The sequence below is a fragment of the uncultured Legionella sp. genome, from assembly GCF_937871865.1.
Lineage (GTDB): Bacteria > Pseudomonadota > Gammaproteobacteria > Legionellales > Legionellaceae > Legionella.
Genome location: NZ_CALMPD010000271.1, coordinates 18996 through 39911 on the forward strand (window position 1 = coordinate 18996; position 20916 = coordinate 39911).

A 20916-nucleotide genomic window follows, 5' to 3' on the forward strand; every position below is an offset into this window, starting at 1 on the left:
GAATTGAGGGCAACAGCCCCATGTTATTTGGATGAATTATTTAAGAAGGTAGGAAAGGATGAGTCAACGTAAATATTTTGGTACTGATGGCATTCGAGGACACGTAGGCTTATCAAGTATTAATCCTGAGTTTGTATTAAAATTGGGTTGGGCTGTCGGTCGAGTCTTGGCTAATGGTCATCGAAAAAAAGTAGTAATTGGCAAAGATACTCGCGTTTCTGGCTATATGTTAGAGTCAGCATTAGAAGCTGGATTATCTGCTGCCGGAGTGGATGTGGCCTTATTAGGGCCTATGCCGACGCCTGGGATTGCGTATCTGACCCAGACATTGAGAGCGAATGCAGGAATTGTTATTAGCGCATCACATAACTTATTTGAAGATAATGGTATTAAATTTTTCTCTGCAGAAGGTGGAAAATTACCTGATAGTGTAGAACTTTTAATTGAAGCTGAGTTAGAAAAAAAATTACAAACTGTTTCTTCTGTCAAATTAGGCAAAGCAACACGAATTAATGATGCTACGGGGCGCTATATAGAGTTTTGTAAATCAACTATCCCATCTATGTCCCGATTGTCAGGATTAAAAATTGTGGTAGATTGTGCCAATGGAGCGACATACCACATTGCCCCTAATGTCTTCGCAGAGTTAGGTGCTTCGGTTATTTCTATTGGAGACAAACCTGATGGCTTTAATATCAACCAGGAATGTGGTTCGACTGCCCCTGAATTATTACAAAAGAAAGTAATCAGTTCCGGAGCTGATATTGGTATAGCACTGGATGGTGATGGCGACAGGCTGGTATTGGTGGACGCTAAAGGCAATTTAGTGGATGGAGATCAAATTCTCTATATTATCGCTAAAGACCGTTTTCAACGAGGCTTACTACATGGTGGCGTTGTTGGCACTTTGATGAGTAATTACGGGTTGGAAATGGCTATGTCTGCTCTGAATATTCCTTTTCTACGTTCCAAGGTTGGTGATAGGTACGTTCTAGAGGCATTAAGAGAAAATGAATGGAAGATTGGCGGCGAGACTTCAGGGCATATAGTCTGCCTGGATAAAACAACAACAGGTGATGGGATAGTTGCAGCCCTTCAGGTGTTATCTATAATGATGAAGCAAGATAAAACACTGGAACAGTTGTGTCAGGGAATAACCTTATTACCGCAATCTTTAGTTAACTTAAGAACCGATCATGCTGCAGCCTTAGCTGCTAATCCAAAAGTAATTAAAGCGGTTAGTAATCTGGAGGCAAGCCTGAATGGAGAAGGTCGTGTATTGCTACGACCATCTGGCACTGAACCATTATTGCGAATTATGGTTGAGGGAGCTGATGCATCATTGGTCAAGCAACAAGCTCAAACGTTATGTGACGACATCAGCAGAATTGATATGGAACTTAATAATTCTAAAGCTCACGTTTAAACAGTATTACCAGGGCGCAGATCTTCAATCAGAGTATCTGCTTCCTGGAGTAATTGATTTGATTTAGTATTAAAAAAACAGGGCCTTTTAACGTATTCATATTCATGCTGACCAGTAATTTTTCCGATAACTAATCGACATAAGTCTTCAAGTAGTTCCCATAATTGTAGAAATCCCCTATGGCGTTTTAATGGTTCATAACGCGGATCGTTTGTTAAAGAAGGTACTTGCTCTGTCGATATATCATGTTCTGGTAACTCCATATAGAGTTGAATTATATGAAGTGATTGAATCGCTTGTATAAATAACTCTGCTTCTACTGGGTAGGCTGATTTTAGCTTATTATAATGACGATAATATTTCTTTAATTGCTCAGGGCAATCGATTAAAAGTATATCCGAATCAACGAGTGTTTCTATTATCAGTAATGATGGCTTGAGCGCGAGCAGTTTATGAATATCTCGCGCCGGGTCTGGGCATAAGCGCATGTATGCTCGTATTACATCGTTATGGTTATGGTGCTCCAATTCAAATAATATGTCTCGAATAAGGTGAGCTGCTTTATAGCAGGATGATTCTATAGTCAGTGGGTGCTGGAGTGCTGCATGAACTGCTTTGTACCATAGTTGAATATCCACTTCGCGTTTCAGAATGTAGCCTTTTATCTCACTCTGCCATTTTATAACGTTATCTGAATTTATCTGAATGGGCGTTTGTATATTATTGTAATCTAATTCAGAGTCTTCGGACTGACTATTTGAACTCTCTGACAGGGAATAGGTAGTTGAAGTGTCAGAAGAAGGCGAACTTATTGGCTGTACTGGTTTAGGCTTTGGGTTAGATAATTCAGGTCTACCTATCCCGGGTGATTTCAGAGCCGTCGTTGTATTGATTGATAAACCTGCTGAAATTGCTGGCACGTGCTCTTTTCTTAATACTAGAGGTTCGTCCATAAGCAAGAGTATTGGCGTTGGTACTAAATCAGTCGATTTGGGCGATTTCGTTAATGCAGGACTTGAGAGAGGAGGTGAATTTATCGTTGCTTTGGCTAATATCTCACTTTCCTCTGATGATTCTTGAGAGAGATAAATATCATGGTATTCTTCTGAGGCTTCCAGCATGTGTAACGCGGATGAAATCGCTGTATCCAGCTCCATGGTAGTGACATCTGAACCTTCTTTGGTCTCAGATAGAAAATGGCGCTCAGAATCAGATGTCTCTGAGTGACTTGCATCTGATAAAGCTTCTTCTGAATTATCTGCTTTCTCTAAAGGCTGTTTTTCTTGCAATACTAATTGTTCCTCCATAGGATTAAGAGATATATTCTGCGATAAAGTCGGGAACACGTTGCTTGCAAGCCCCGCTTCTATTAATTCATTATTTTTTTCATTCAAATCCAACGGTATCTTGATTACCGAGGCTTCATTTACTGGTGGCTGATGAAGAGCCTGAGTGGCTAATTGATGTAATTGGCTAAGTTTCGATTCCATCGTTTCTGTTATTGTTGTTAGATGATTTTTTAGTGAAGCAATTTCTCCCTTACTCGGCACTTTATTTGCAGGCTGCCGTAAGTCGATGCTAATTTGCTTTAGCGAAGCTATATATTCGTTTAGGATCGTTGTTAATTGGTCAAATTTCTGCGCATCTTTTTGATAATCAATACATAATTCTAGTTGTGACTGAAAATCGTTGCGTCGTGGTGCTTGCTTTTCCAGTTCGTTGATTTCACGCTGAGCCTCTTTAGGGGGAGCTAGGAGCACATCATGTTCTGCAAGAAATCCATTCTCAAGACGCAGCTTTTCTATAGCGCTATAGAGGGGCAGCAACGTTTCTAATTTTGATGATGCTAGGACTCTTTTCTCTAGCTTATCAGCAATGAGGGGCAAATTTAGCAGAAGGGTTAAATAAAAATCAGTTTCGGAAGAGTCTTCCTGTAACTCGATTATTGAGGTAAATGAATGCAGATTATTAAATAATGTAATCGTATTGGCAATTAACATATCTGCATGTGTGATCATTTCGTCAGATTCAGGATTCTCACTTATAAATTCTGATTTGGGCTTTGCGTTCTCAAGCAGCAATTTGTTGGCTATGATATCATTTTGTTGTGTTTGATTAATAAATTGGCTCTTCAATAATTCTAAATATTGCACAGACAATTTAACTATAGTTTGTTCCTGTTCGTGTTTTTCTCTATCCAGGTTAAGCGTTAATAGATTAATACTCCAGGAAGCCCATGCAAACGGATTCACATAGTCCCAGGCACTATCAATTGTTCCTCGATACTGTTCCATAAGAACGTCTTTATCATTGCTTTCATTAAATTCTTTGAGCAATCGTTCTTTTATGTGCTCATCAAGCAAAAAGGCATTAATTCTTGATGTAATTGTTTCTTGCTCTGTAACCAGTTGTTTGCCGCGAGCATCAAGTTCGGCATTTTTGAGTGCAAGATCTTCGACAGATAATTGCTGTGCAAAAAGGTTTTGCAAGATGAGAGCCTTATCGTAATGCAATTGTAAAACTTTTACTTCTGAATCAATTTGTTCTTTGATGTCTTGCATTTGTTCTGTAGCAGTTTCAATCGAACAGTTTACTTCCAAGGCAGTTAATTCGCTAATTAAACGGTTAAATAGATTGGTTAATAAAGCTAACTTCGCTTTTGCTTTACGACTATCGATGTCTTTGCAGACAACATTAAGTTCTTCTATGTATTGAGCGACCCTTGCTTTCATTGCATGATATTCAGAGTGTTGTAATAAAATAGCGAGTGGATCACGCGCTAATAGAGAATCATTTATTTTGGTTTCCAAGGTTTTGTATGTGACTAACAATTTTTGATTTAAGTCATCAGCTTTTATTTGGAGTTCTTTGGCCTTTAGGGTTAGATCTGCTTGTTGGCGGGATAAATTGTTAAAATTACGTTGCCTGTTATGGAGCATTTCCAATTTTGAATCAGAGGCGAGAAAATCCTGGGATAACTGTCTTAATCTGTTTAATAATTCATAATGTTCATTATATTCAGGAGTATGAAATTCATCATCCAATGGGAGTGTTTCAAAAATTTTTTTTATAATCGGCGGGTTTATCGGGAGCTTTAAGGCATAAAATTCGTTCAATAACTTCAGTATGATCTCATTCATTGGTATACCCTCCTTGGATAGTCAATAGAATTTTATCTAAATAATCAGACTAAGCAAGTAGCAATCTGATAAATTATGTTAAAAAATTAAGTAAATAAACCTGAAAAAAAACACACAATAGAGCTACACATCTGGGCCAAGTTTGGGTATAGTCCAATCCTGTAATAGGGAGGGGCTATGAGACAGAAAATGGTTGCAGGTAATTGGAAAATGAATGGTCAGCTTGATCAGGTCATTCAATTGACTAACCAGCTAAAGAGTCTGATTAATAATGATACTTCGGCTCAGGTTGTTGTGATGCCTCCGTCTATCTATCTCCCTTTAGTAAATGAATGTCTTTCTGATTCAAAAATCAGTATAGGTGCCCAGAATGTCTTTCCTAAAGAATATGGAGCTTATACTGGAGAATTGTCCGCGCCTATGTTAAAAGACTTTGGTTGCCAGTATATTTTGGTTGGCCATTCAGAACGACGACAATATTTTAATGAAGATGAAAATTTTGTGGCGCAAAAATTCCACCACGTAAAAGAACATGGTATGATACCTGTTCTTTGCGTCGGTGAAACGCTTATTGAGCGTGAAAATGGCCAAACAGAGCAAGTAATTGCCAAGCAGTTGCTTGCAGTAAGTAAAAACAGCAAAAAAAGTTTTGCGGATTGTGTTGTGGCTTATGAGCCTGTTTGGGCAATAGGTACTGGTAAAACAGCAACACCAGAACAGGCGCAAGAAGTACACCAGTTCATTAGAGGTCTGGTTGCAGATATAAATAATAGTGATGCTGAGCGTTTAACACTTCTCTATGGAGGCAGTGTAAACGAAAATAATGCGAGGGCATTATTTGCCATGCCGGATATTGATGGTGGCTTGGTCGGAGGGGCATCATTGAACGCTAAACAGTTTGTGGAAATTGTGAAATGTATCAATTGATATTAATGATTCATGTAATAGTCGCTGTAGCTTTAATTGGCTTGGTGCTTATCCAACATGGTAAAGGCGCAGATATGGGCGCTGCTTTTGGTTCCGGAGCTTCAAATACTGTATTTGGTAGTCAGGGAACTGGAGGCTTTTTATTTAAATTAACCGGTGGTTTGGCAATGACATTTTTTGTCACCAGCTTAACGTTGTCTTATTTGGTTTCTTCTCAGTTCCAAAAAGCAGAACAGCAAGCTATCCCTCAACAAACCAGTGTGCCTGTGAGTTCAATTCCAGTCCCGGTTGATAATGGTAAAGATGTAAAAAAATAACAAATAGAACGTAGCAGGATCTTATCCTATCCGTTAAACGACTCTATGTGAGTATTGCAAGTAATTATTTACCAGCAGTGTACTTACAGACAGAGCGCTAATATGGCAAGATTAAATTCTGATTCGTTTATTAAAAGACATGCCGAAGTGGTGGAATTGGTAGACACGCCGTCTTGAGGGGGCGGTGGCGTAAGCCGTGCCGGTTCGAGTCCGGCCTTCGGCACCATTTATAATCCGAGCAAGGTGAACTGATGCTATCTCAATATTTACCCGTTCTCATATTTATTATTGTCGGTCTTTTACTAGGCCTTGCAATGATAGGTGCTGGCTCATTGTTTTCAAAAAGCAGCCCGGACGAAGCTAAAAATGCTCCCTATGAGTGTGGCTTTGGCGCGTTTGAAAGTTCCCATATACCGTTTGATGTGCGTTTCTATTTAGTCGCAATTTTATTTATCATCTTCGATTTGGAAACTGCGTTCTTTTTCCCTTGGGCTTTAGCTCTTCGCAAGATAGGCTGGTTTGGATTTTTGGGGATGATGATCTTTCTTGGTTTATTAGTTATCGGATTTATTTATGAATGGAAACGGGGTGCTTTAGAGTGGGAGTAACTCTATCTCGTTGAGCGTTTAAAAAATCATTTGGTTTTTTATTATTAATATTTAATTGCTTAGAGGCTAGCTATGGCTGTTGCAGAATTGCAAAAAAATGGCTTTGAAATGACTTCGGTCGAAAAACTTGTTGGATGGGCTCGCAGTGGTTCTATGTGGCCTATGACTTTTGGCTTAGCGTGCTGCGCAGTTGAAATGATGCATGTTGGTGCTGCGCGTTACGATCTTGATCGATTTGGAATCATCTTTCGTCCAAGTCCACGTCAGTCTGATGTGATGATAGTTGCTGGAACCCTATGCAATAAAATGGCTCCAGCATTGCGAAAAGTATATGATCAAATGTCCGAACCACGTTGGGTTGTTTCAATGGGGTCTTGTGCTAATGGTGGTGGATATTACCACTACTCTTATTCTGTAGTGCGCGGATGTGATCGTATCGTACCAGTAGATGTTTATGTGCCTGGCTGTCCTCCAACTGCTGAAGCGCTTCTTTACGGTATCATTCAATTGCAGAACAAAATCAGGCGAAAAAATATAATAGAAGCCTAAGATCATCAAAGGTGCTGATTAGATGACTAAAAACGATTTCTTGGTTGAACAGCTTAATGCTGAATTAGCTATGCATATATGTGCTATGAACACTGAGTATAATGAAGTGAGCATAGAATGTAATGCGCAAAATTTAATTCCCGTAATGCTTGAATTGAGAGATAGAGAGGAATTCTCTTTCGATCAATTGATTGATCTTTGCGGGGTAGATTATTTGCAATATGGTGAATATGATTGGGAAACTGAGTCCGCGACTGAAAATGGCTTTTCACGTGGTGTAGAACAACAGGAAGCTAAAGCCTATGCTTTGGACAAGCCCAGATTTGCTGTAGTTTACCATCTATTATCTACTAAAAAGAATCACCGGTTACGAGTGAAGCTGTTCATAGAAGAGTCGCATCTAATCGTCCCATCTATTCATCAATTATGGAAAGGCGCGAATTGGTTCGAGAGAGAGGCCTATGATTTATACGGTATTTTATTCGAGGGTCACCCTGATTTAAGAAGAATACTCACTGATTATGGATTCATTGGTCATCCTTTCCGTAAGGATTTTCCTTTAAGTGGTCAGGTAGAAATGCGCTATGATGCAAAGCTTCAAAAGGTTATTTATGTCCCCGTTGACATAGTTCCCAGAATTGGAGTGCCGAAAGTAATTCGTAACGACAATCGTTACATTGGTAGTGAAGGTGGCGACAAATGATTGAATTAAAGAATTATACTTTAAACTTTGGCCCCCAGCATCCTGCTGCACATGGTGTTTTACGTTTGGTTCTTGAATTGGAAGGAGAAACCATTGTTCGTGCAGATCCACATATTGGCTTATTGCACAGAGCAACTGAAAAACTAGTCGAAACCAAACCGTATATTCAGAACATAGGATACATGGATCGACTGGATTATGTATCTATGATGTGTAACGAACATGCTTATGTACGATCTATAGAGAAATTATTAGATATAGATGTTCCAATACGGGCACAATATATCAGAACGATGTTTGATGAAGTCACCCGATTACTGAATCATCTTTTATGGCTCGGTGCGATAGCTATCGATCTGGGAGCAATGACGGTTTTTCTCTATTGTTTCAGAGAACGAGAAGATTTGTTTGATTGTTATGAAGCAGTTTCTGGTGCACGTATGCATGCCACTTATTATCGGCCTGGTGGTGTAGCACGAGATCTGCCTGATTCAATGCCTCAGTATAAGGCTTCAAGATGGCATAGCGATCGTGAAGTAGAAAAAATGAATCAGAACAGACAAGGAAGTTTACTCGATTTCCTATGGGCATTCACTGAACGTTTTCCAAAATGTGTCGATGAATATGAAACACTGTTAACTGATAATCGAATCTGGAAGCAACGTACCGTTGATATAGGAATAGTATCGCCAGAAGATGCTTTGCAATGGGGATTCACAGGTCCTATGCTTAGAGGTTCGGGTGTTGCTTGGGACTTGCGGAAAAAACAAAGTTACGCAGCATATGATAAAGTTGATTTTGATGTCCCTGTTGGAAAAACAGGTGATTGCTATGATCGTTATCTGGTTCGTGTTGAAGAACTAAGACAGTCAAACCGAATTATCAGACAATGTATTGAATGGTTAAGAAAACACCCTGGTCCTATCAAAATTGATGATCATAAGATTACACCGCCTCGTCGCGTTGAAATGAAACATGACATGGAGGCTTTAATTCATCACTTCAAACTATTTACAGAAGGATTTTGTCTGCCACGTGGTGAAGTGTATTCTGCTGTGGAAGCACCTAAGGGTGAGTTCGGCATATACATGGTTTCTGATGGGGCAAATAAACCTTACCGGATGAAAATCCGCGCCCCAGGTTTTGCTCATTTATCCAGTTATGATGAAATGGTACGGGGACATATGCTCGCGGATGGCGTAGCTATATTGGCTAGTCAGGACATAGTGTTTGGTGAGATAGATCGCTAATTTCAATCTAATACTTGCCAATAAAATGGCGTAGTAAATACAAACAAGATAAAGGTTTAGAAATGTCTGATAACTCAGAAAAAATATTACATCAATTTATGCCTGAAAAACAAATGCATGAAATTAATGACTGGATTGCCAAATATCCTGCAGAAGAGCGACAATCGGCAGTAATGAGCACCCTGCGTATTGTGCAAGAGCAGCACGGTCATTTAACGCCAGAGCTAATGAATGCTGTTGCAGAATATCTTGATATGGCACCTATCGCCGTATACGAAGTGGCAAGCTTTTATACCATGTATGAGCATCAACCTGTAGGTAAACATCTTGTCAATGTATGCACTAATATTTCATGTCTGTTGCGTGATTCCGCAGGTGTAGTTGACCATTTGCAGAAAAAATTGGGCATTAAACTGGGTGAAACAACAGATGATGGTCGATTTACATTACGCTCTGTAGAATGTCTCGGTGCTTGTGTTAATGCACCAATGATGCAGGTTGATAAAGATTATCATGAAAATCTGACTGCAGAATCAATAGATGCTGTGTTGGAACAATACCAATAAAAGATAGAGGTGCTTGACATGGTTGAATTAAATCAGGTTTGTTATCGGACAATTCATTTACCAGAGCCGTGGACTCTATCTGCTTACGAAAGTGTTGGTGGTTACAGTGCATGGCGGAAAATATTAAAAGAACAAACTTCACCACAATTAATTATCGATGAATTAAAAACATCTGCATTACGTGGACGTGGCGGAGCAGGTTTCCCCACAGGTTTGAAGTGGAGTTTTATGAACCGTAATTCACCAGTACAGAAATATGTTGTATGTAATTCTGACGAAGGTGAACCAGGAACATGTAAAGACCGAGAGATTTTAAGCTTAAATCCTCATCAGCTTATCGAAGGTATGGCGATTGCTGGCTATGTAATGGGTGCTACTGTTGGATATAACTACATCCGAGGTGAGTTTTGGCTGCCTTACGAACGAACTGAAGCGGCAATAAAAGAGGCTTATAAAGCTGGGCTGCTTGGTAAAAATATCCTGGGTTCAGGAATAGACTTTGATCTGTATAATCATTTAGGTGCAGGTGCTTATATTTGTGGAGAAGAAACTGCTCTTCTTAATTCCCTGGAAGGAAAGAAAGGTCAACCACGTTTTAAGCCTCCTTTTCCTGCTAACTATGGATTATATGGTAAGCCTACAACCATCAATAATACGGAAACTTTTGCTTCAGTTCCGGTTATTCTGGAAAAAGGTGGCGAATGGTTTTTAAAGCTTGGCAAGCCGAATAATGGCGGTTCCAAGTGCTTTAGCGTTAGTGGACATATCAATAAACCCGGCAATTATGAAATTCCTTTAGGGACACCTTTTAAGACACTTTTAGAATTAGCCGGCGGTGTTTTGCATGACCGTAAAATTAAAGCTGTTATTCCAGGAGGCACATCAATGCCAGTCTTACCTGGTGATGTGATGCTTGGCCTCGATATGGATTATGATAGCATCCAAAAAGCAGGCTCTGGACTGGGTTCAGGTGCGGTGATTATTATGGATGAGACCACATGTATGGTTGATGCTCTATATCGTATTTCTGAATTTTATATGGACGAGTCTTGCGGACAGTGTACACCTTGTCGCGAGGGCACTGGATGGTTAGTACGGCTTTTACATCGAATAAAACACGGTCATGGCGAACCGGGAGATGTGGAGAGATTAGTCAATGTTGCAGATAACATTGAAGGACGAACAATTTGTGCATTAGGTGAAGCAGCTGCTTGGCCAGTGCAGAGTTTTGTTAAGCATTTCTATAATGAATTTGATTATTTCATTAAGCATAAACGCTCGATCGTTGCAGCATAATTGAGAAGGTTAGACCATGGCTACTATTGAAATCGACGGTAAAACATTTGAAGTAGAAAACGGTAAAATGATCATTGAAGTGGCAGATGATGCAGGTATCCATATACCGCGTTTTTGTTACCATAAAAAATTATCAGTAGCGGCTAATTGCCGTATGTGCCTGGTAGAAGTTGAGAACGGCAGAAAGCCCGTACCAGCTTGTGCTACTCCGATAACTAATGGCATGAAAGTTTTTACCAAATCAGAACAAGCGCTTCACTCACAAAAAGTGGTGATGGAGTTTTTGTTAATTAATCATCCACTTGATTGTCCGATCTGCGATCAAGGCGGTGAGTGTGAATTGCAAGATGTATCTATGGGCTTTGGCCATGATCAATCCGATTACACTGAAAGTAAACGCTCGGTTGAAGATGATGATTTAGGTACTCTGATTTCTACAGAAATGACTCGCTGTATTCACTGTACTCGTTGTGTACGTTTCGGTGATGAAGTTGCTGGAGTCAGAGAGCTGGGTGCTACTGGTCGCGGTGAAAATATGCAGATTGGTACTTATGTAAAGCACAGCATGACTTCAGAAGTTTCTGGTAATATTATCGATTTGTGTCCGGTAGGGGCATTAACCTCGAAGCCTTACCGTTTTACTGCCAGAGCATGGGAAATGACTCAGCATGATGGTGTTGCACCGCATGATTGCTTAGGTGCAAATATCTATTTACACACCAGGAATGGCTCCTTAATGCGTGTTGTTCCAAAAGAAAATGAGTCCATAAACGAAACCTGGTTATCTGACAGGGACCGATTCAGTTATTTGGGATTAAAAAGCGAAAAGAGAGCTGACAAACCACGGATCAAACGTAACGGTCAGTGGGAAACTGTTGACTGGGAAACCGCACTGAAATTTGCCGCTGACGGTATCAGCAAAGTGATTAAAAATAATGGTCCAGAACAAATGGCTGCTTTTGCATCCAGCTCTTCTACTTTGGAGGAAATGTATTTACTGCAAAAATTAATGAGAGAGCTTGGCGTTCAAAATATTGATCATCGCTTGCAACAAACAGATTTCAACGATCAATTAAATCAGCCTACTACTCCACAAAGTTCTTTACTATATGCTGATGTAGAGCATCAAAACTCGATCGTTCTGATTGGTTGTAATATTGACAGAGAAGTTCCTCTTGCAGGAATTCGGGTGCGGAAAGCATTTCGAAATGGTGCAAAAATATACGCCATCAATCCTGTAAATTACGAGTACCGTTTTGAACTGGCAGGAAGCAGCATTATTTCTCCTTTGGAAATGCCGATGCAACTGGCCAGACTGGCTGGCGCCCTTGCTAAAGATGTTAAAGCATTACCAGATGAGGTACAAAAACTATTAATAGGAGTTGAGCCGGATCATGTGATCATTCAAATGGCGCAAACTCTAAAAGAAGAGAATTCCTGTATCATTACCGGAGCTGTTTGTGAAAACCACCCTGATGCATCAATCATTCGTACTTTAATTGCGGTAATTGAACAACTCAGCGGAGCAAAGGTATTAAGACTTACTAATGGCGCCAATTCAGCTGGTGCATGTATGGCAGGGATGTTACCGCATAGAACCGTAGCCGGAAAAAACGTAGCTACAGCAGGAATGGATGTTCAGGAATCCCTTAATGCTAAATTGAAGGGTTACCTGTTAATGGGCGTTGAGCCAGGATATGATTTTGCAAATCCTTATGGAGCAAGACAGTCAATGTTAGCTGCAGAGTTTGTTGTGATGTTAACTGCTTATCAACAAGATTCTATGCTCGATTATGCGGATGTAATTTTACCTATCGCTCCCTATGCGGAGACCTCTGGGACTTACATCAATGTAGACAATACATGGCAAACAGTAAAAGGCGCGATGCTTCCTTATGATGAAGCACGGCCTGCCTGGAAAATCTTAAGGGTTTTAGGTAACTTGTTGCAATTTAAAGATTTTGAATATACTTCAACAGAAGATATTTTACTTGAAATCAAAGATTGTGCTGCGCTGACTATGGAGCATGAATATACTCCATACTATCCAGAATCACTTCCTGTGATTAATCAGTCTTTAGTTAGAGTGGGTGAATGGCCGCTTTATCGAAACGATGCTATTGTCAGAAACTCTAAAGAGCTTCAACTATGTGCTGCTTCTGAATCAGCCTGTATAAGGATTAACCCTATAACAGCAGATAGATTGAAATTAGACGATATTGCTACTGTATCTCAAGGAGATATTGAGATAACATTGCCGCTTAAACGTGATGAGCGCATTGCGGTTGATGTTGTATGGGTGGCAAACGCGATGCCTGAGACTGTTGATCTGGGTCATTCATTTGCTGCAATAACTATTAAGCGCTAGATAGGTAATAAAATGCTTCAAAATATTAGCATATTAATTTGGGTCGTCCTTAAAATACTGATCATAGTAGTACCACTACTACTGTGCGTCGCTTATCTGATTTATGCTGAGCGTAAGGTTATTGGATATATTCAGGTGCGTATTGGCCCCAATAGAGTGGGTATTTTGGGTTTATTACAACCCATTGCAGACTTAATCAAGCTAATAACTAAAGAAATTATTATTCCTACCAAGTCTAATAAATACCTATTTATCGTTGCACCTCTGTTTGCATTAGCTCCCTCGTTAGCCGGGTGGGCTGTAATCCCTTTTCAGGAGGGAGTCGTACTTGCAAACATCAATGCAGGGGTGCTTTATCTATTTGCAATAAGTTCATTGGGTGTTTATGGGGTACTTATCGCTGGTTGGGGTTCTAATTCCAAGTATGCGATGTTTGGCGCATTACGAAGCACCGCTCAAACTGTTTCCTATGAAATTGCAATGGGATTTGCATTTGTTGGCGTCTTACTCGCTGCCGGCAGCATGAACGTTACTGATATTGTTCTGTCGCAAAAAGGTGGTATTTTGCATTGGTGGTTTGTTCCCTTGTTTCCACTATTTATAGTTTTTTGGATCGCCGGAATTGCAGAAACCAATAGAGCTCCGTTCGACTTGGCGGAAGGTGAGTCTGAAATTGTTGCAGGTTTCCATGTTGAGTATTCTGGAATAGGGTTCGCTCTCTTTTTCCTCTCTGAATATGCCAGCATGATTTTAATTTCTACTGTGATGGCGTTGTTGTTCATGGGTGGCTGGATGTCTCCCTTTGAAGGAATATCATTTTTGGATGATGTATTTTACGTGGTACCTGGCTTTGTCTGGTTGCTTCTTAAAATAAGTTTCTTTCTTTTTGTGTATTTGTGGATTAGGGCAACGTTTCCTCGCTATAGATACGATCAACTAATGCGTTTAGGCTGGAAAGTACTCATCCCTGTCACCATCGTTTGGGTAATAGTAACCGCCTTGATGGTTATTACTCACCTTAAACCCTGGTTTTAATGGTTAATAGAGAATCCGATGAAAAAAGCATATCAATATATAAGACATTATGTACGCAGTTTTCTTCTGTTGGAACTTTTATCAGGTTTAAAGTTAACAGGTAAATATTTTTTCAAAAAGAAAATTACAGTACAGTTTCCTGAAGAGGCAACACCGATTTCACCGCGCTTTAGAGGTTTACTTGCATTAAGGCGCTATCCTAATGGGGAAGAGCGCTGTATTGCATGTAAGTTGTGTGAAGCGGTCTGCCCCGCATTAGCAATCACTATTGAGTCCGAACAACGAGATGATGGTTCGAGACGTACCACTCGATATGACATCGATATGTTTAAATGTATTAATTGTGGTTTATGTGAAGAGTCGTGCCCTGTTGATTCAATTGTGGTGACCCCTGTACATCATTATCACATCAGTGAGCGTGGCCAAAATATTATGACTAAAGATAAGTTATTGGCGCTGGGCGACTTAATGGAGCCACAACTTGCAGCAGATCGTACTGCTGATGAAAAGTACCGTTAAGGGGTGAGCTATGAATGAATTATTACTACAGGTAATCTTTTATATTTTTGCAGCAATTGCAGTAGTTTCTGCAGTGATGGTGATTAGTCAAAATAATCCTGTACGATGCGTCTTGTTTTTAGTACTTACGTTTCTTGCCAGCTCAGTTTTATGGATGCTGATGGAGGCTGAGTTTCTAGCATTGATTCTTGTGCTTGTATATGTTGGCGCAGTGATGACGCTGTTTTTGTTTGTGGTAATGATGCTCAATATTGATATTGAGAGTATGAAAAGCCATTTTATCCGCTATTTGCCATTTGGCTTGATTATTGTTGCTTTATTGACTGGTTTGTTGTTAGTTGCAATACCTGAAGATACTTTTAAATCTAATGCTCAAAATCAACAAGGAAGCGTACTTTCAGGATCACAGCTAATTGATACAGCTTCGAACGCACTTCCGGTGCAAAGCGAAATATCAAATACTGAAGCACTGGGATTGGTTTTATATACTGACTATGTTCTGGCATTTGAGCTGGCAGCAGTTATTTTGTTAGTGTCAATTATATCTGCAATTACTCTTGTACATAGATCAGCTCGATCAAAACGACAAAATGTTACACAACAGATTATGACTCGGCGAGATGACCGAGTTGAATTAATCAGTATGAAATCAGAGAAATAAAATTGGGGACTTCATTATGATACCGGTTATTGATTATCTGATATTTGGTGCGATTTTATTTGGTTTGAGCCTTGTTGGCATCATGCTGAATCGTAAAAATATCATATTACTACTTGTTTGCGTTGAGCTCATGCTATTGGCTGTAAACACTAATTTCATCGCTTTTTCTCATTATTATGGTGATTTAGGTGGCCAGGTTTTCGTGTTTTTTATATTAACTGTTGCTGCAGCAGAAGCAGCGATAGGTTTGGCCATAGTTATGTTGCTGTATAGAAATCGTGGCAATATAGATGTAGATAAGATGAATCATTTAAAAGGTTAACATCGTGAGTATACAACAACTTTGTCTGATAATTGTTTTAGCCCCTTTAGTTGGCTCAGCTATTGCCGGTTTTTTTCGCAATCAAATTGGTCGAATAGGAGCCCAGACTGTAACAATACTGGGTGTATCTATCTCCTTGGTTTTATCTATATATATAGCGTGGGGTGTGTTATCAGGATTCATTCCTACCGTGAATGCTGTACTCTATAACTGGGCTAGCGGTGGGTTACTTATTCCTTATGAGTTCAACATCGGCTTTTTGATTGATCCATTAAGTGTGGTCATGCTTGTTATAGTGAACTTTGTCTCTTTACTGGTACATATCTATAGTATTGGCTATATGGCTGATGACGATGGTTACCAACGGTTCTTTAGCTACATTTCATTGTTTACCTTTATGATGTTAATGTTGGTTTCTTCCAACAACTTTTTACAACTTTTCTTCGGTTGGGAAGGTGTGGGACTGGTATCTTACCTGTTGATTGGCTTTTGGTATCAAAAGGAATCAGCATTGGAAGGAAGTCTTAAAGCATTTCTCGTGAATCGTGTTGGTGATTTTGGTTTTGTTTTGGGAATTGGGTTAATTTTCGCCTATACCGGAAGCCTTGATTATGAAACTGTATTTAAAAGTTCTAGTTATCTTGCAAGCCAGAACATTCAATTGTTTAGTGGTTACAACTGGTCATTAATTACTGTCATTTGTTTATTATTGTATGTGGGAGCAATGGGTAAATCAGCCCAAGTTCCTTTGCATGTTTGGCTGCCTGAGTCTATGGAAGGCCCCACTCCTATATCGGCATTAATCCATGCGGCAACAATGGTTACCGCCGGCGTATTTATGGTTGCGCGTGTTTCTCCATTAATGGAGTTATCGACCACAGCCTTGAGTGTGATCTTGGTGATTGGTGCGACTGGCGCATTGTTTACCGGTATTTTGGCTTTAGTAATGAATGATATAAAGCGCGTCGTTGCTTATTCAACATTATCTCAATTGGGTTATATGATGGTTGCAATGGGTGTTTCTGCATACAGCGCAGGGATGTTTCATTTACTGACCCATGCATGTTTTAAAGCATTATTATTCCTGGGAGCTGGTTCGGTAATAATTGGTATGCACCATGAACAGGATATGAGAAAAATGGGTGGCCTATGGAATAAAATGCCTATTACTTATGTTACGTTTGTTATCGGTACTTTGGCTCTTTGTGCCTTTCCTCCGTTCTCTGGTTTTTATTCAAAAGATACAATTATTGAAGCAGCAGAGTTATCAAAAATTCCCGGTAGCAGTTATGCCTATTTTTGTGTTACTGCAGGAGCAATGGTAACCGCACTGTACTCTTTCCGTTCTTTGTTTATGACCTTCCATGGCAAACCACGTATGGATGAACATACCTTGAGTCACGTTCATGAATCCCCTTGGGTGGTTTGGCTACCGTTAGTATTATTGGCAGTACCTTCTATTATTTTAGGTTACATACTCTATATGCCAATGTTATTTGATAACCCCGCTTTATTAAGTTCATCCATCTTCACTTTGCCTGAGCATAATGTTTTGGCAGAATTAGCGCATGAAGTGACTTCTCCCTTTGCAAGTGCACTACATTCGCTGCATTCATTAACACTTTGGATAACGATAGCCGGTGCGGCCATAGCTTGGCTATGTTATATAGCGGTCCCGTCTATCCCTGGGTATTTTGCACGTCATTTATCAGTGCTTTATTCAATACTACTTAACAAATATGGATTTGATCGATTTAATGATTTCTTTTTTGTTAAAGGATTTAAAGGACTGGGACGTGTGTTTTACAAAGTTGGCGATCAACGATTGATTGATGGTTTGTTTGTAAATGGTAGTGGTCGGCTTGTTCGTTGGTTCTCAACTAAGGGACGTGCGATACAAAGTGGTTACCTATATCATTATGCAACAGTGATGGTATTTGGATTATTAGGTTTTCTGTGCTGGTTGATTCTTGGCTGAAGATAAGGTGCGCTCTCATTGGTTTTAGAAACTAGGTTTTTTTAGAGTAAATCAAATTATCGGTTTACCCTTAATAGTCGAAGATAATGCGATATTGTTACAGTATCGCATTAAAATAGACCAGGAATAAGTTTTTAGCTTGATGGTAGCGAAGATAAGGTGAAGGTATGCATCATTTGCTCAATTTATTAATTTGGTTGCCTATTTTAGGCGGAGTTTTTGTCCTCTTTTCGGGGGATGACAGAAATCCTAATGTTCCACGCTATTTATCACTATTTACGGTGATCCTGTGCTTGGTGTTCTGTATCCCTTTAGTGAGCGGTTTTGATTTAAATACCTTCAGTATGCAATATATTGAAGAAATACCATGGATGCCTGCTCTTGGAATAAACTACAGTGTTGGCATCGATGGCTTGTCTCTTCTCCTCATCGTATTGAGCATCTTTACAAATTTAATCGTGATCCTCGCAACTTGGGACAGTATAACTAACCGAGTTGCACAGTACCTGTCTGCATTTCTGATAATGCAGGGGCTGCTGGTAGGGGTCTTCTCTGCGATGGATGCGATTCTATTTTATATCTTCTGGGAAGCCACTTTAATACCAATGTATCTTATTATTGGCATCTGGGGATCTGAAAATCGCGTTTATGCAGCGATAAAGTTTTTCTTATATACCTTTCTCGGCTCAGTTTTGATGTTGGCAAGCTTTTTGTACATGGGGTATATTGCCGGTTCATTCAAGATTGAAACTTTTTATGCAATCAAGTTAACAATGACTGCGCAAACATTGATTTTCATTGCGTTCTTTCTTGGTTTTGCGATTAAAATACCAATGTTTCCTGTTCATACCTGGTTACCCGATGCGCATACAGAAGCACCTGCTGGTGGATCCGTCATTTTAGCTGCCATACTTTTAAAACTTGGTGCATATGGTTTTATCCGTTTCTCATTACCGATAGTACCTGATGCATGCAGCAAATATGCAATGCTCATGGTTGCATTGTCACTGATTGCGGTTGTTTACATTGGCTTGATAGCGATAATTCAAAAAGATATGAAGCGCTTGATTGCCTATTCTTCAATATCTCATATGGGATTTGTAACTCTTGGCTGCTTTGCAATATTTGCAATTAGCAATACTGCAGGTTTAAGCAGTGCAGGATTGGTCTTGGAAGGAGCGATAGTTGTGATGATTTCGCATGCCTTTGTTTCAAGTGCAATGTTTGCAGGGGTTGGTTTCATCTATGATCGTATGCACACAAGAAAGCTGGCCGATTTTGGTGGAATAGTCAATAGCATGCCAATGTTCGCTTCATTTTTTATGTTGTTTGCTATGGCAAATGCTGGATTACCTGGCACCTCAGGATTTGTTGGTGAGTTCATGGTGATATTAGGAAGTATTAAAGCTGGTTTTTGGGTCGCATTCTGGGCTGCCTCTACACTAATTATTGGTGCTGTATACACCTTATGGATGTATAAGCGCGTAATTTTTGGACCAGTAGCTAATGATAAAGTTGCTGCTTTAAAAGACATATCCGGTTTTGAATTAAGCTCGTATGTGTTGCTTGCGTTGATGGTGATTGCTATGGGTGTTTATCCAAAGCCCATGTTGGAATACGTACATCAAACCGTTAGTCATACATTGGCATTAGCTGATAAATCTAAATTGTAACATTGCAAGGTTAAACAATATGATAGCATTACTTGAAAATATACATGTAGCACTCCCTGAGATGATTATCTTAATCACTGCATGCCTTGCATTGCTTGCTGATTTATTTCTTCGCCATCGTTTTAAAGATGTTGCGTTTTATACCACAATTACAGGTTTGGTTTTGGCCACTGTTGTCAGTTACTTGTATATTGGTGGATTTAAAATATTAATTCTTAATAACTTATTCATCAGTGACGATATGGGGCACCTGATGAAATTCTTTATCTATATTTCTGTATTACTTAGTTTCATTTACTCTCGTAGCTATATTGATGAAAGAAAAATACCAGCCGGGGACTATTACATTTTAGGCCTATTTTCTACTGTAGGCATGATGATACTCGTATCTGCTCACTCGTTAATCACTATATATCTAGGACTAGAATTAATGTCATTGCCTTTATATGCGATGACGGCTATCAGACGCACTGATAGTGACTCTTCAGAAGCTGCTATGAAATATTTTGTTATGGGTGCTATTGCATCCGGTATGCTTCTTTATGGTATATCGCTGGTTTATGGAGCGACAGGTAAGTTGGATTTGTTAGACGTGGCAAATGCTGTAGCAGCAAACTGGCAACAACAAAATACTATGATGGCATTTGCTCTTGTCTTCATTCTCGCTGGTGTTGGCTTCAAATTAGCTGCAGTTCCTTTTCACATGTGGGCTCCGGATGTGTATCAGGGGGCACCAACCAGCGTGACTTTATTTATCAGTACAGCTCCGAAAATAGCGGCGTTAGGTATGGGATTCCGCTTGTTAACCATTGGTTTAATTGATGTGACGGTACAATGGCAGCAGATAATCCTGGTGATGGCTCTCTTATCTGCAGGTTTGGGTAATTTATTTGCCGTAATTCAAACCAGCATAAAACGGCTGTTTGCATATTCTGCTATTTCACATATTGGTTATGCTTTGTTTGGTGTTTTGGCAGCGAATGCCGCAGGATATTCTGCAGCATTGTATTATATCCTGGTTTATTCTTTAATGTCTGCTGCTGCTTTTGGGCTCATTGTATTGATGTCTAGACAGGGAATGGAAGTTGATAGTATTGAGGATCTAAAAGGGTTAAATAAGAGAAATCCATGGTTAGCGTTCATGATGTTGATTGTGATGTTCTCTATGGCTGGAGTGCCACCCACTGTTGGGTTCTTTACTAAGATGTTGGTATTAAAAGCTTTGGTAGATGTGCACTTGACCTGGGTTGCAATATTAGGTTTATTGTTTACTGTAATTGGAGCGTACTATTATTTACGCATTGTTAAGATTATGTATTTTGATCAGCCTGTACATACTGATAAAATTATTATTAGCAAGACAAATAATGTTATTTATTCCATAAATTGCTTATCATTGCTGTATCTGGGTATTTTTCCAAGTGCTCTGATTGCGGCTTGTATTAATGCGTTTGTTAATTAATTTGAATTCTTTAACAAAAATGCTTGCTAAGAAGGGCAAGTGCCAGTATACTTTCCACAGTTGACGCGGGGTGGAGCAGCATGGTAGCTCGTCGGGCTCATAACCCGAAGGTCGTA

The 20916-nt window shown here is 39.6% G+C and carries 18 protein-coding genes and 1 tRNA gene; 18 read left to right on the forward strand and 1 reads right to left on the reverse strand.

What is annotated here, in order from left to right:
* Nucleotides 1-58 precede the first annotated feature (58 nt).
* Nucleotides 59-1426, forward strand: a complete 1368-nt coding sequence (gene glmM, locus Q0495_RS14575) for a phosphoglucosamine mutase (protein WP_298627592.1) — start codon at nucleotides 59-61, stop codon at nucleotides 1424-1426.
* Here the strand turns inward: glmM and Q0495_RS14580 are convergent.
* Nucleotides 1423-4566: a hypothetical protein gene (locus tag Q0495_RS14580; RefSeq protein WP_298627593.1), complete on the reverse strand. Its 3144-nt coding sequence runs from the start codon at nucleotides 4564-4566 to the stop codon at nucleotides 1423-1425. The two genes, glmM and Q0495_RS14580, sit on opposite strands and share 4 nt — an antisense overlap.
* A 177-nt stretch (nucleotides 4567-4743) precedes the next feature.
* Here Q0495_RS14580 and tpiA point away from each other — a divergent pair, with 177 nt between their 5' ends.
* From tpiA to nuoN, 17 genes are all read left to right on the forward strand, one after another.
* Nucleotides 4744-5493 (forward strand): triose-phosphate isomerase, encoded by a 750-nt coding sequence (gene tpiA, locus Q0495_RS14585; RefSeq protein WP_298627594.1) that lies wholly within the window; start codon nucleotides 4744-4746, stop codon nucleotides 5491-5493.
* The gene (secG, locus tag Q0495_RS14590) at nucleotides 5481-5810 is read left to right on the forward strand and encodes a preprotein translocase subunit SecG (RefSeq protein ID WP_298627595.1); all 330 of its coding nucleotides are present in this window, start codon (nucleotides 5481-5483) and stop codon (nucleotides 5808-5810) included. The genes tpiA and secG overlap by 13 nt, the downstream gene beginning before the upstream one ends.
* A gap of 141 nt (nucleotides 5811-5951) precedes the next feature.
* A tRNA-Leu gene (locus Q0495_RS14595) sits at nucleotides 5952-6036 on the forward strand.
* A 25-nt stretch (nucleotides 6037-6061) separates the two neighbouring features.
* On the forward strand, nucleotides 6062-6418 hold the full coding sequence (locus Q0495_RS14600; RefSeq protein ID WP_298627596.1) for an NADH-quinone oxidoreductase subunit A: 357 nt from the start codon (nucleotides 6062-6064) through the stop codon (nucleotides 6416-6418).
* 72 nt (nucleotides 6419-6490) lie between these two features.
* Complete coding sequence (locus Q0495_RS14605; RefSeq protein WP_298627597.1) at nucleotides 6491-6967, forward strand: NADH-quinone oxidoreductase subunit B family protein; 477 nt, start codon at nucleotides 6491-6493, stop codon at nucleotides 6965-6967.
* A gap of 22 nt (nucleotides 6968-6989) precedes the next feature.
* Nucleotides 6990-7670 carry an NADH-quinone oxidoreductase subunit C gene (locus Q0495_RS14610; RefSeq protein ID WP_298627598.1) on the forward strand — a complete coding sequence of 227 codons (681 nt, stop codon included), beginning with the start codon at nucleotides 6990-6992 and terminating at the stop codon, nucleotides 7668-7670.
* A complete protein-coding gene (locus Q0495_RS14615; RefSeq protein ID WP_298627599.1) occupies nucleotides 7667-8920 on the forward strand; it encodes an NADH-quinone oxidoreductase subunit D in 1254 nt (417 codons plus the stop codon). The genes Q0495_RS14610 and Q0495_RS14615 overlap by 4 nt, the downstream gene beginning before the upstream one ends.
* A 62-nt stretch (nucleotides 8921-8982) precedes the next feature.
* Nucleotides 8983-9486, forward strand: a complete 504-nt coding sequence (gene nuoE, locus Q0495_RS14620; RefSeq protein ID WP_298627600.1) for an NADH-quinone oxidoreductase subunit NuoE — start codon at nucleotides 8983-8985, stop codon at nucleotides 9484-9486.
* Nucleotides 9487-9504: 18 nt separating this feature from the next.
* Nucleotides 9505-10782, forward strand: a complete 1278-nt coding sequence (gene nuoF, locus Q0495_RS14625) for an NADH-quinone oxidoreductase subunit NuoF (RefSeq protein ID WP_298627601.1) — start codon at nucleotides 9505-9507, stop codon at nucleotides 10780-10782.
* Between the two features lie 16 nt (nucleotides 10783-10798).
* Complete coding sequence (gene nuoG / locus Q0495_RS14630; RefSeq protein ID WP_298627602.1) at nucleotides 10799-13150, forward strand: NADH-quinone oxidoreductase subunit NuoG; 2352 nt, start codon at nucleotides 10799-10801, stop codon at nucleotides 13148-13150.
* Between the two features lie 12 nt (nucleotides 13151-13162).
* Nucleotides 13163-14185, forward strand: a complete 1023-nt coding sequence (gene nuoH / locus Q0495_RS14635) for an NADH-quinone oxidoreductase subunit NuoH (protein WP_298627603.1) — start codon at nucleotides 13163-13165, stop codon at nucleotides 14183-14185.
* 18 nt (nucleotides 14186-14203) lie between these two features.
* Nucleotides 14204-14704 carry an NADH-quinone oxidoreductase subunit NuoI gene (gene nuoI / locus Q0495_RS14640; protein WP_298627604.1) on the forward strand — a complete coding sequence of 167 codons (501 nt, stop codon included), beginning with the start codon at nucleotides 14204-14206 and terminating at the stop codon, nucleotides 14702-14704.
* A gap of 10 nt (nucleotides 14705-14714) precedes the next feature.
* Nucleotides 14715-15365 (forward strand): NADH-quinone oxidoreductase subunit J, encoded by a 651-nt coding sequence (locus Q0495_RS14645; protein WP_298627605.1) that lies wholly within the window; start codon nucleotides 14715-14717, stop codon nucleotides 15363-15365.
* Nucleotides 15366-15381: 16 nt separating this feature from the next.
* Nucleotides 15382-15687 (forward strand): NADH-quinone oxidoreductase subunit NuoK, encoded by a 306-nt coding sequence (gene nuoK, locus Q0495_RS14650; RefSeq protein WP_298627606.1) that lies wholly within the window; start codon nucleotides 15382-15384, stop codon nucleotides 15685-15687.
* A gap of 4 nt (nucleotides 15688-15691) precedes the next feature.
* Nucleotides 15692-17665, forward strand: coding sequence for an NADH-quinone oxidoreductase subunit L (gene nuoL / locus Q0495_RS14655; protein ID WP_298627607.1), 1974 nt, complete (start codon nucleotides 15692-15694; stop codon nucleotides 17663-17665).
* 167 nt (nucleotides 17666-17832) lie between these two features.
* On the forward strand, nucleotides 17833-19338 hold the full coding sequence (locus Q0495_RS14660; RefSeq protein ID WP_298627608.1) for a NuoM family protein: 1506 nt from the start codon (nucleotides 17833-17835) through the stop codon (nucleotides 19336-19338).
* Between the two features lie 19 nt (nucleotides 19339-19357).
* Entirely contained in the window at nucleotides 19358-20800 is a 1443-nt protein-coding gene (nuoN, locus tag Q0495_RS14665) for an NADH-quinone oxidoreductase subunit NuoN (protein ID WP_298627609.1), read from the forward strand.
* Nucleotides 20801-20916: the final 116 nt, after the last annotated feature.

Bases quoted from the DNA above. Each gene is read 5' to 3' on its own strand.
- Q0495_RS14600 (WP_298627596.1), top strand. From the start codon at position 6,062: ATGCTATCTCAATATTTACCCGTTCTCATATTTATTATTGTCGGTCTT.
- nuoF (WP_298627601.1), top strand. From the start codon at position 9,505: ATGGTTGAATTAAATCAGGTTTGTTATCGGACAATTCATTTACCAGAG.
- nuoH (WP_298627603.1), top strand. From the start codon at position 13,163: ATGCTTCAAAATATTAGCATATTAATTTGGGTCGTCCTTAAAATACTG.
- Q0495_RS14660 (WP_298627608.1), top strand. From the start codon at position 17,833: ATGCATCATTTGCTCAATTTATTAATTTGGTTGCCTATTTTAGGCGGA.
- Q0495_RS14615 (WP_298627599.1), top strand. From the start codon at position 7,667: ATGATTGAATTAAAGAATTATACTTTAAACTTTGGCCCCCAGCATCCT.
- Q0495_RS14645 (WP_298627605.1), top strand. From the start codon at position 14,715: ATGAATGAATTATTACTACAGGTAATCTTTTATATTTTTGCAGCAATT.
- Q0495_RS14605 (WP_298627597.1), top strand. From the start codon at position 6,491: ATGGCTGTTGCAGAATTGCAAAAAAATGGCTTTGAAATGACTTCGGTC.
- nuoK (WP_298627606.1), top strand. From the start codon at position 15,382: ATGATACCGGTTATTGATTATCTGATATTTGGTGCGATTTTATTTGGT.
- secG (WP_298627595.1), top strand. From the start codon at position 5,481: ATGTATCAATTGATATTAATGATTCATGTAATAGTCGCTGTAGCTTTA.
- nuoE (WP_298627600.1), top strand. From the start codon at position 8,983: ATGTCTGATAACTCAGAAAAAATATTACATCAATTTATGCCTGAAAAA.
- tpiA (WP_298627594.1), top strand. From the start codon at position 4,744: ATGAGACAGAAAATGGTTGCAGGTAATTGGAAAATGAATGGTCAGCTT.
- nuoI (WP_298627604.1), top strand. From the start codon at position 14,204: ATGAAAAAAGCATATCAATATATAAGACATTATGTACGCAGTTTTCTT.
- Q0495_RS14610 (WP_298627598.1), top strand. From the start codon at position 6,990: ATGACTAAAAACGATTTCTTGGTTGAACAGCTTAATGCTGAATTAGCT.
- Q0495_RS14580 (WP_298627593.1), bottom strand. From the start codon at position 4,566: ATGAATGAGATCATACTGAAGTTATTGAACGAATTTTATGCCTTAAAG.
- nuoN (WP_298627609.1), top strand. From the start codon at position 19,358: ATGATAGCATTACTTGAAAATATACATGTAGCACTCCCTGAGATGATT.
- nuoG (WP_298627602.1), top strand. From the start codon at position 10,799: ATGGCTACTATTGAAATCGACGGTAAAACATTTGAAGTAGAAAACGGT.
- glmM (WP_298627592.1), top strand. From the start codon at position 59: ATGAGTCAACGTAAATATTTTGGTACTGATGGCATTCGAGGACACGTA.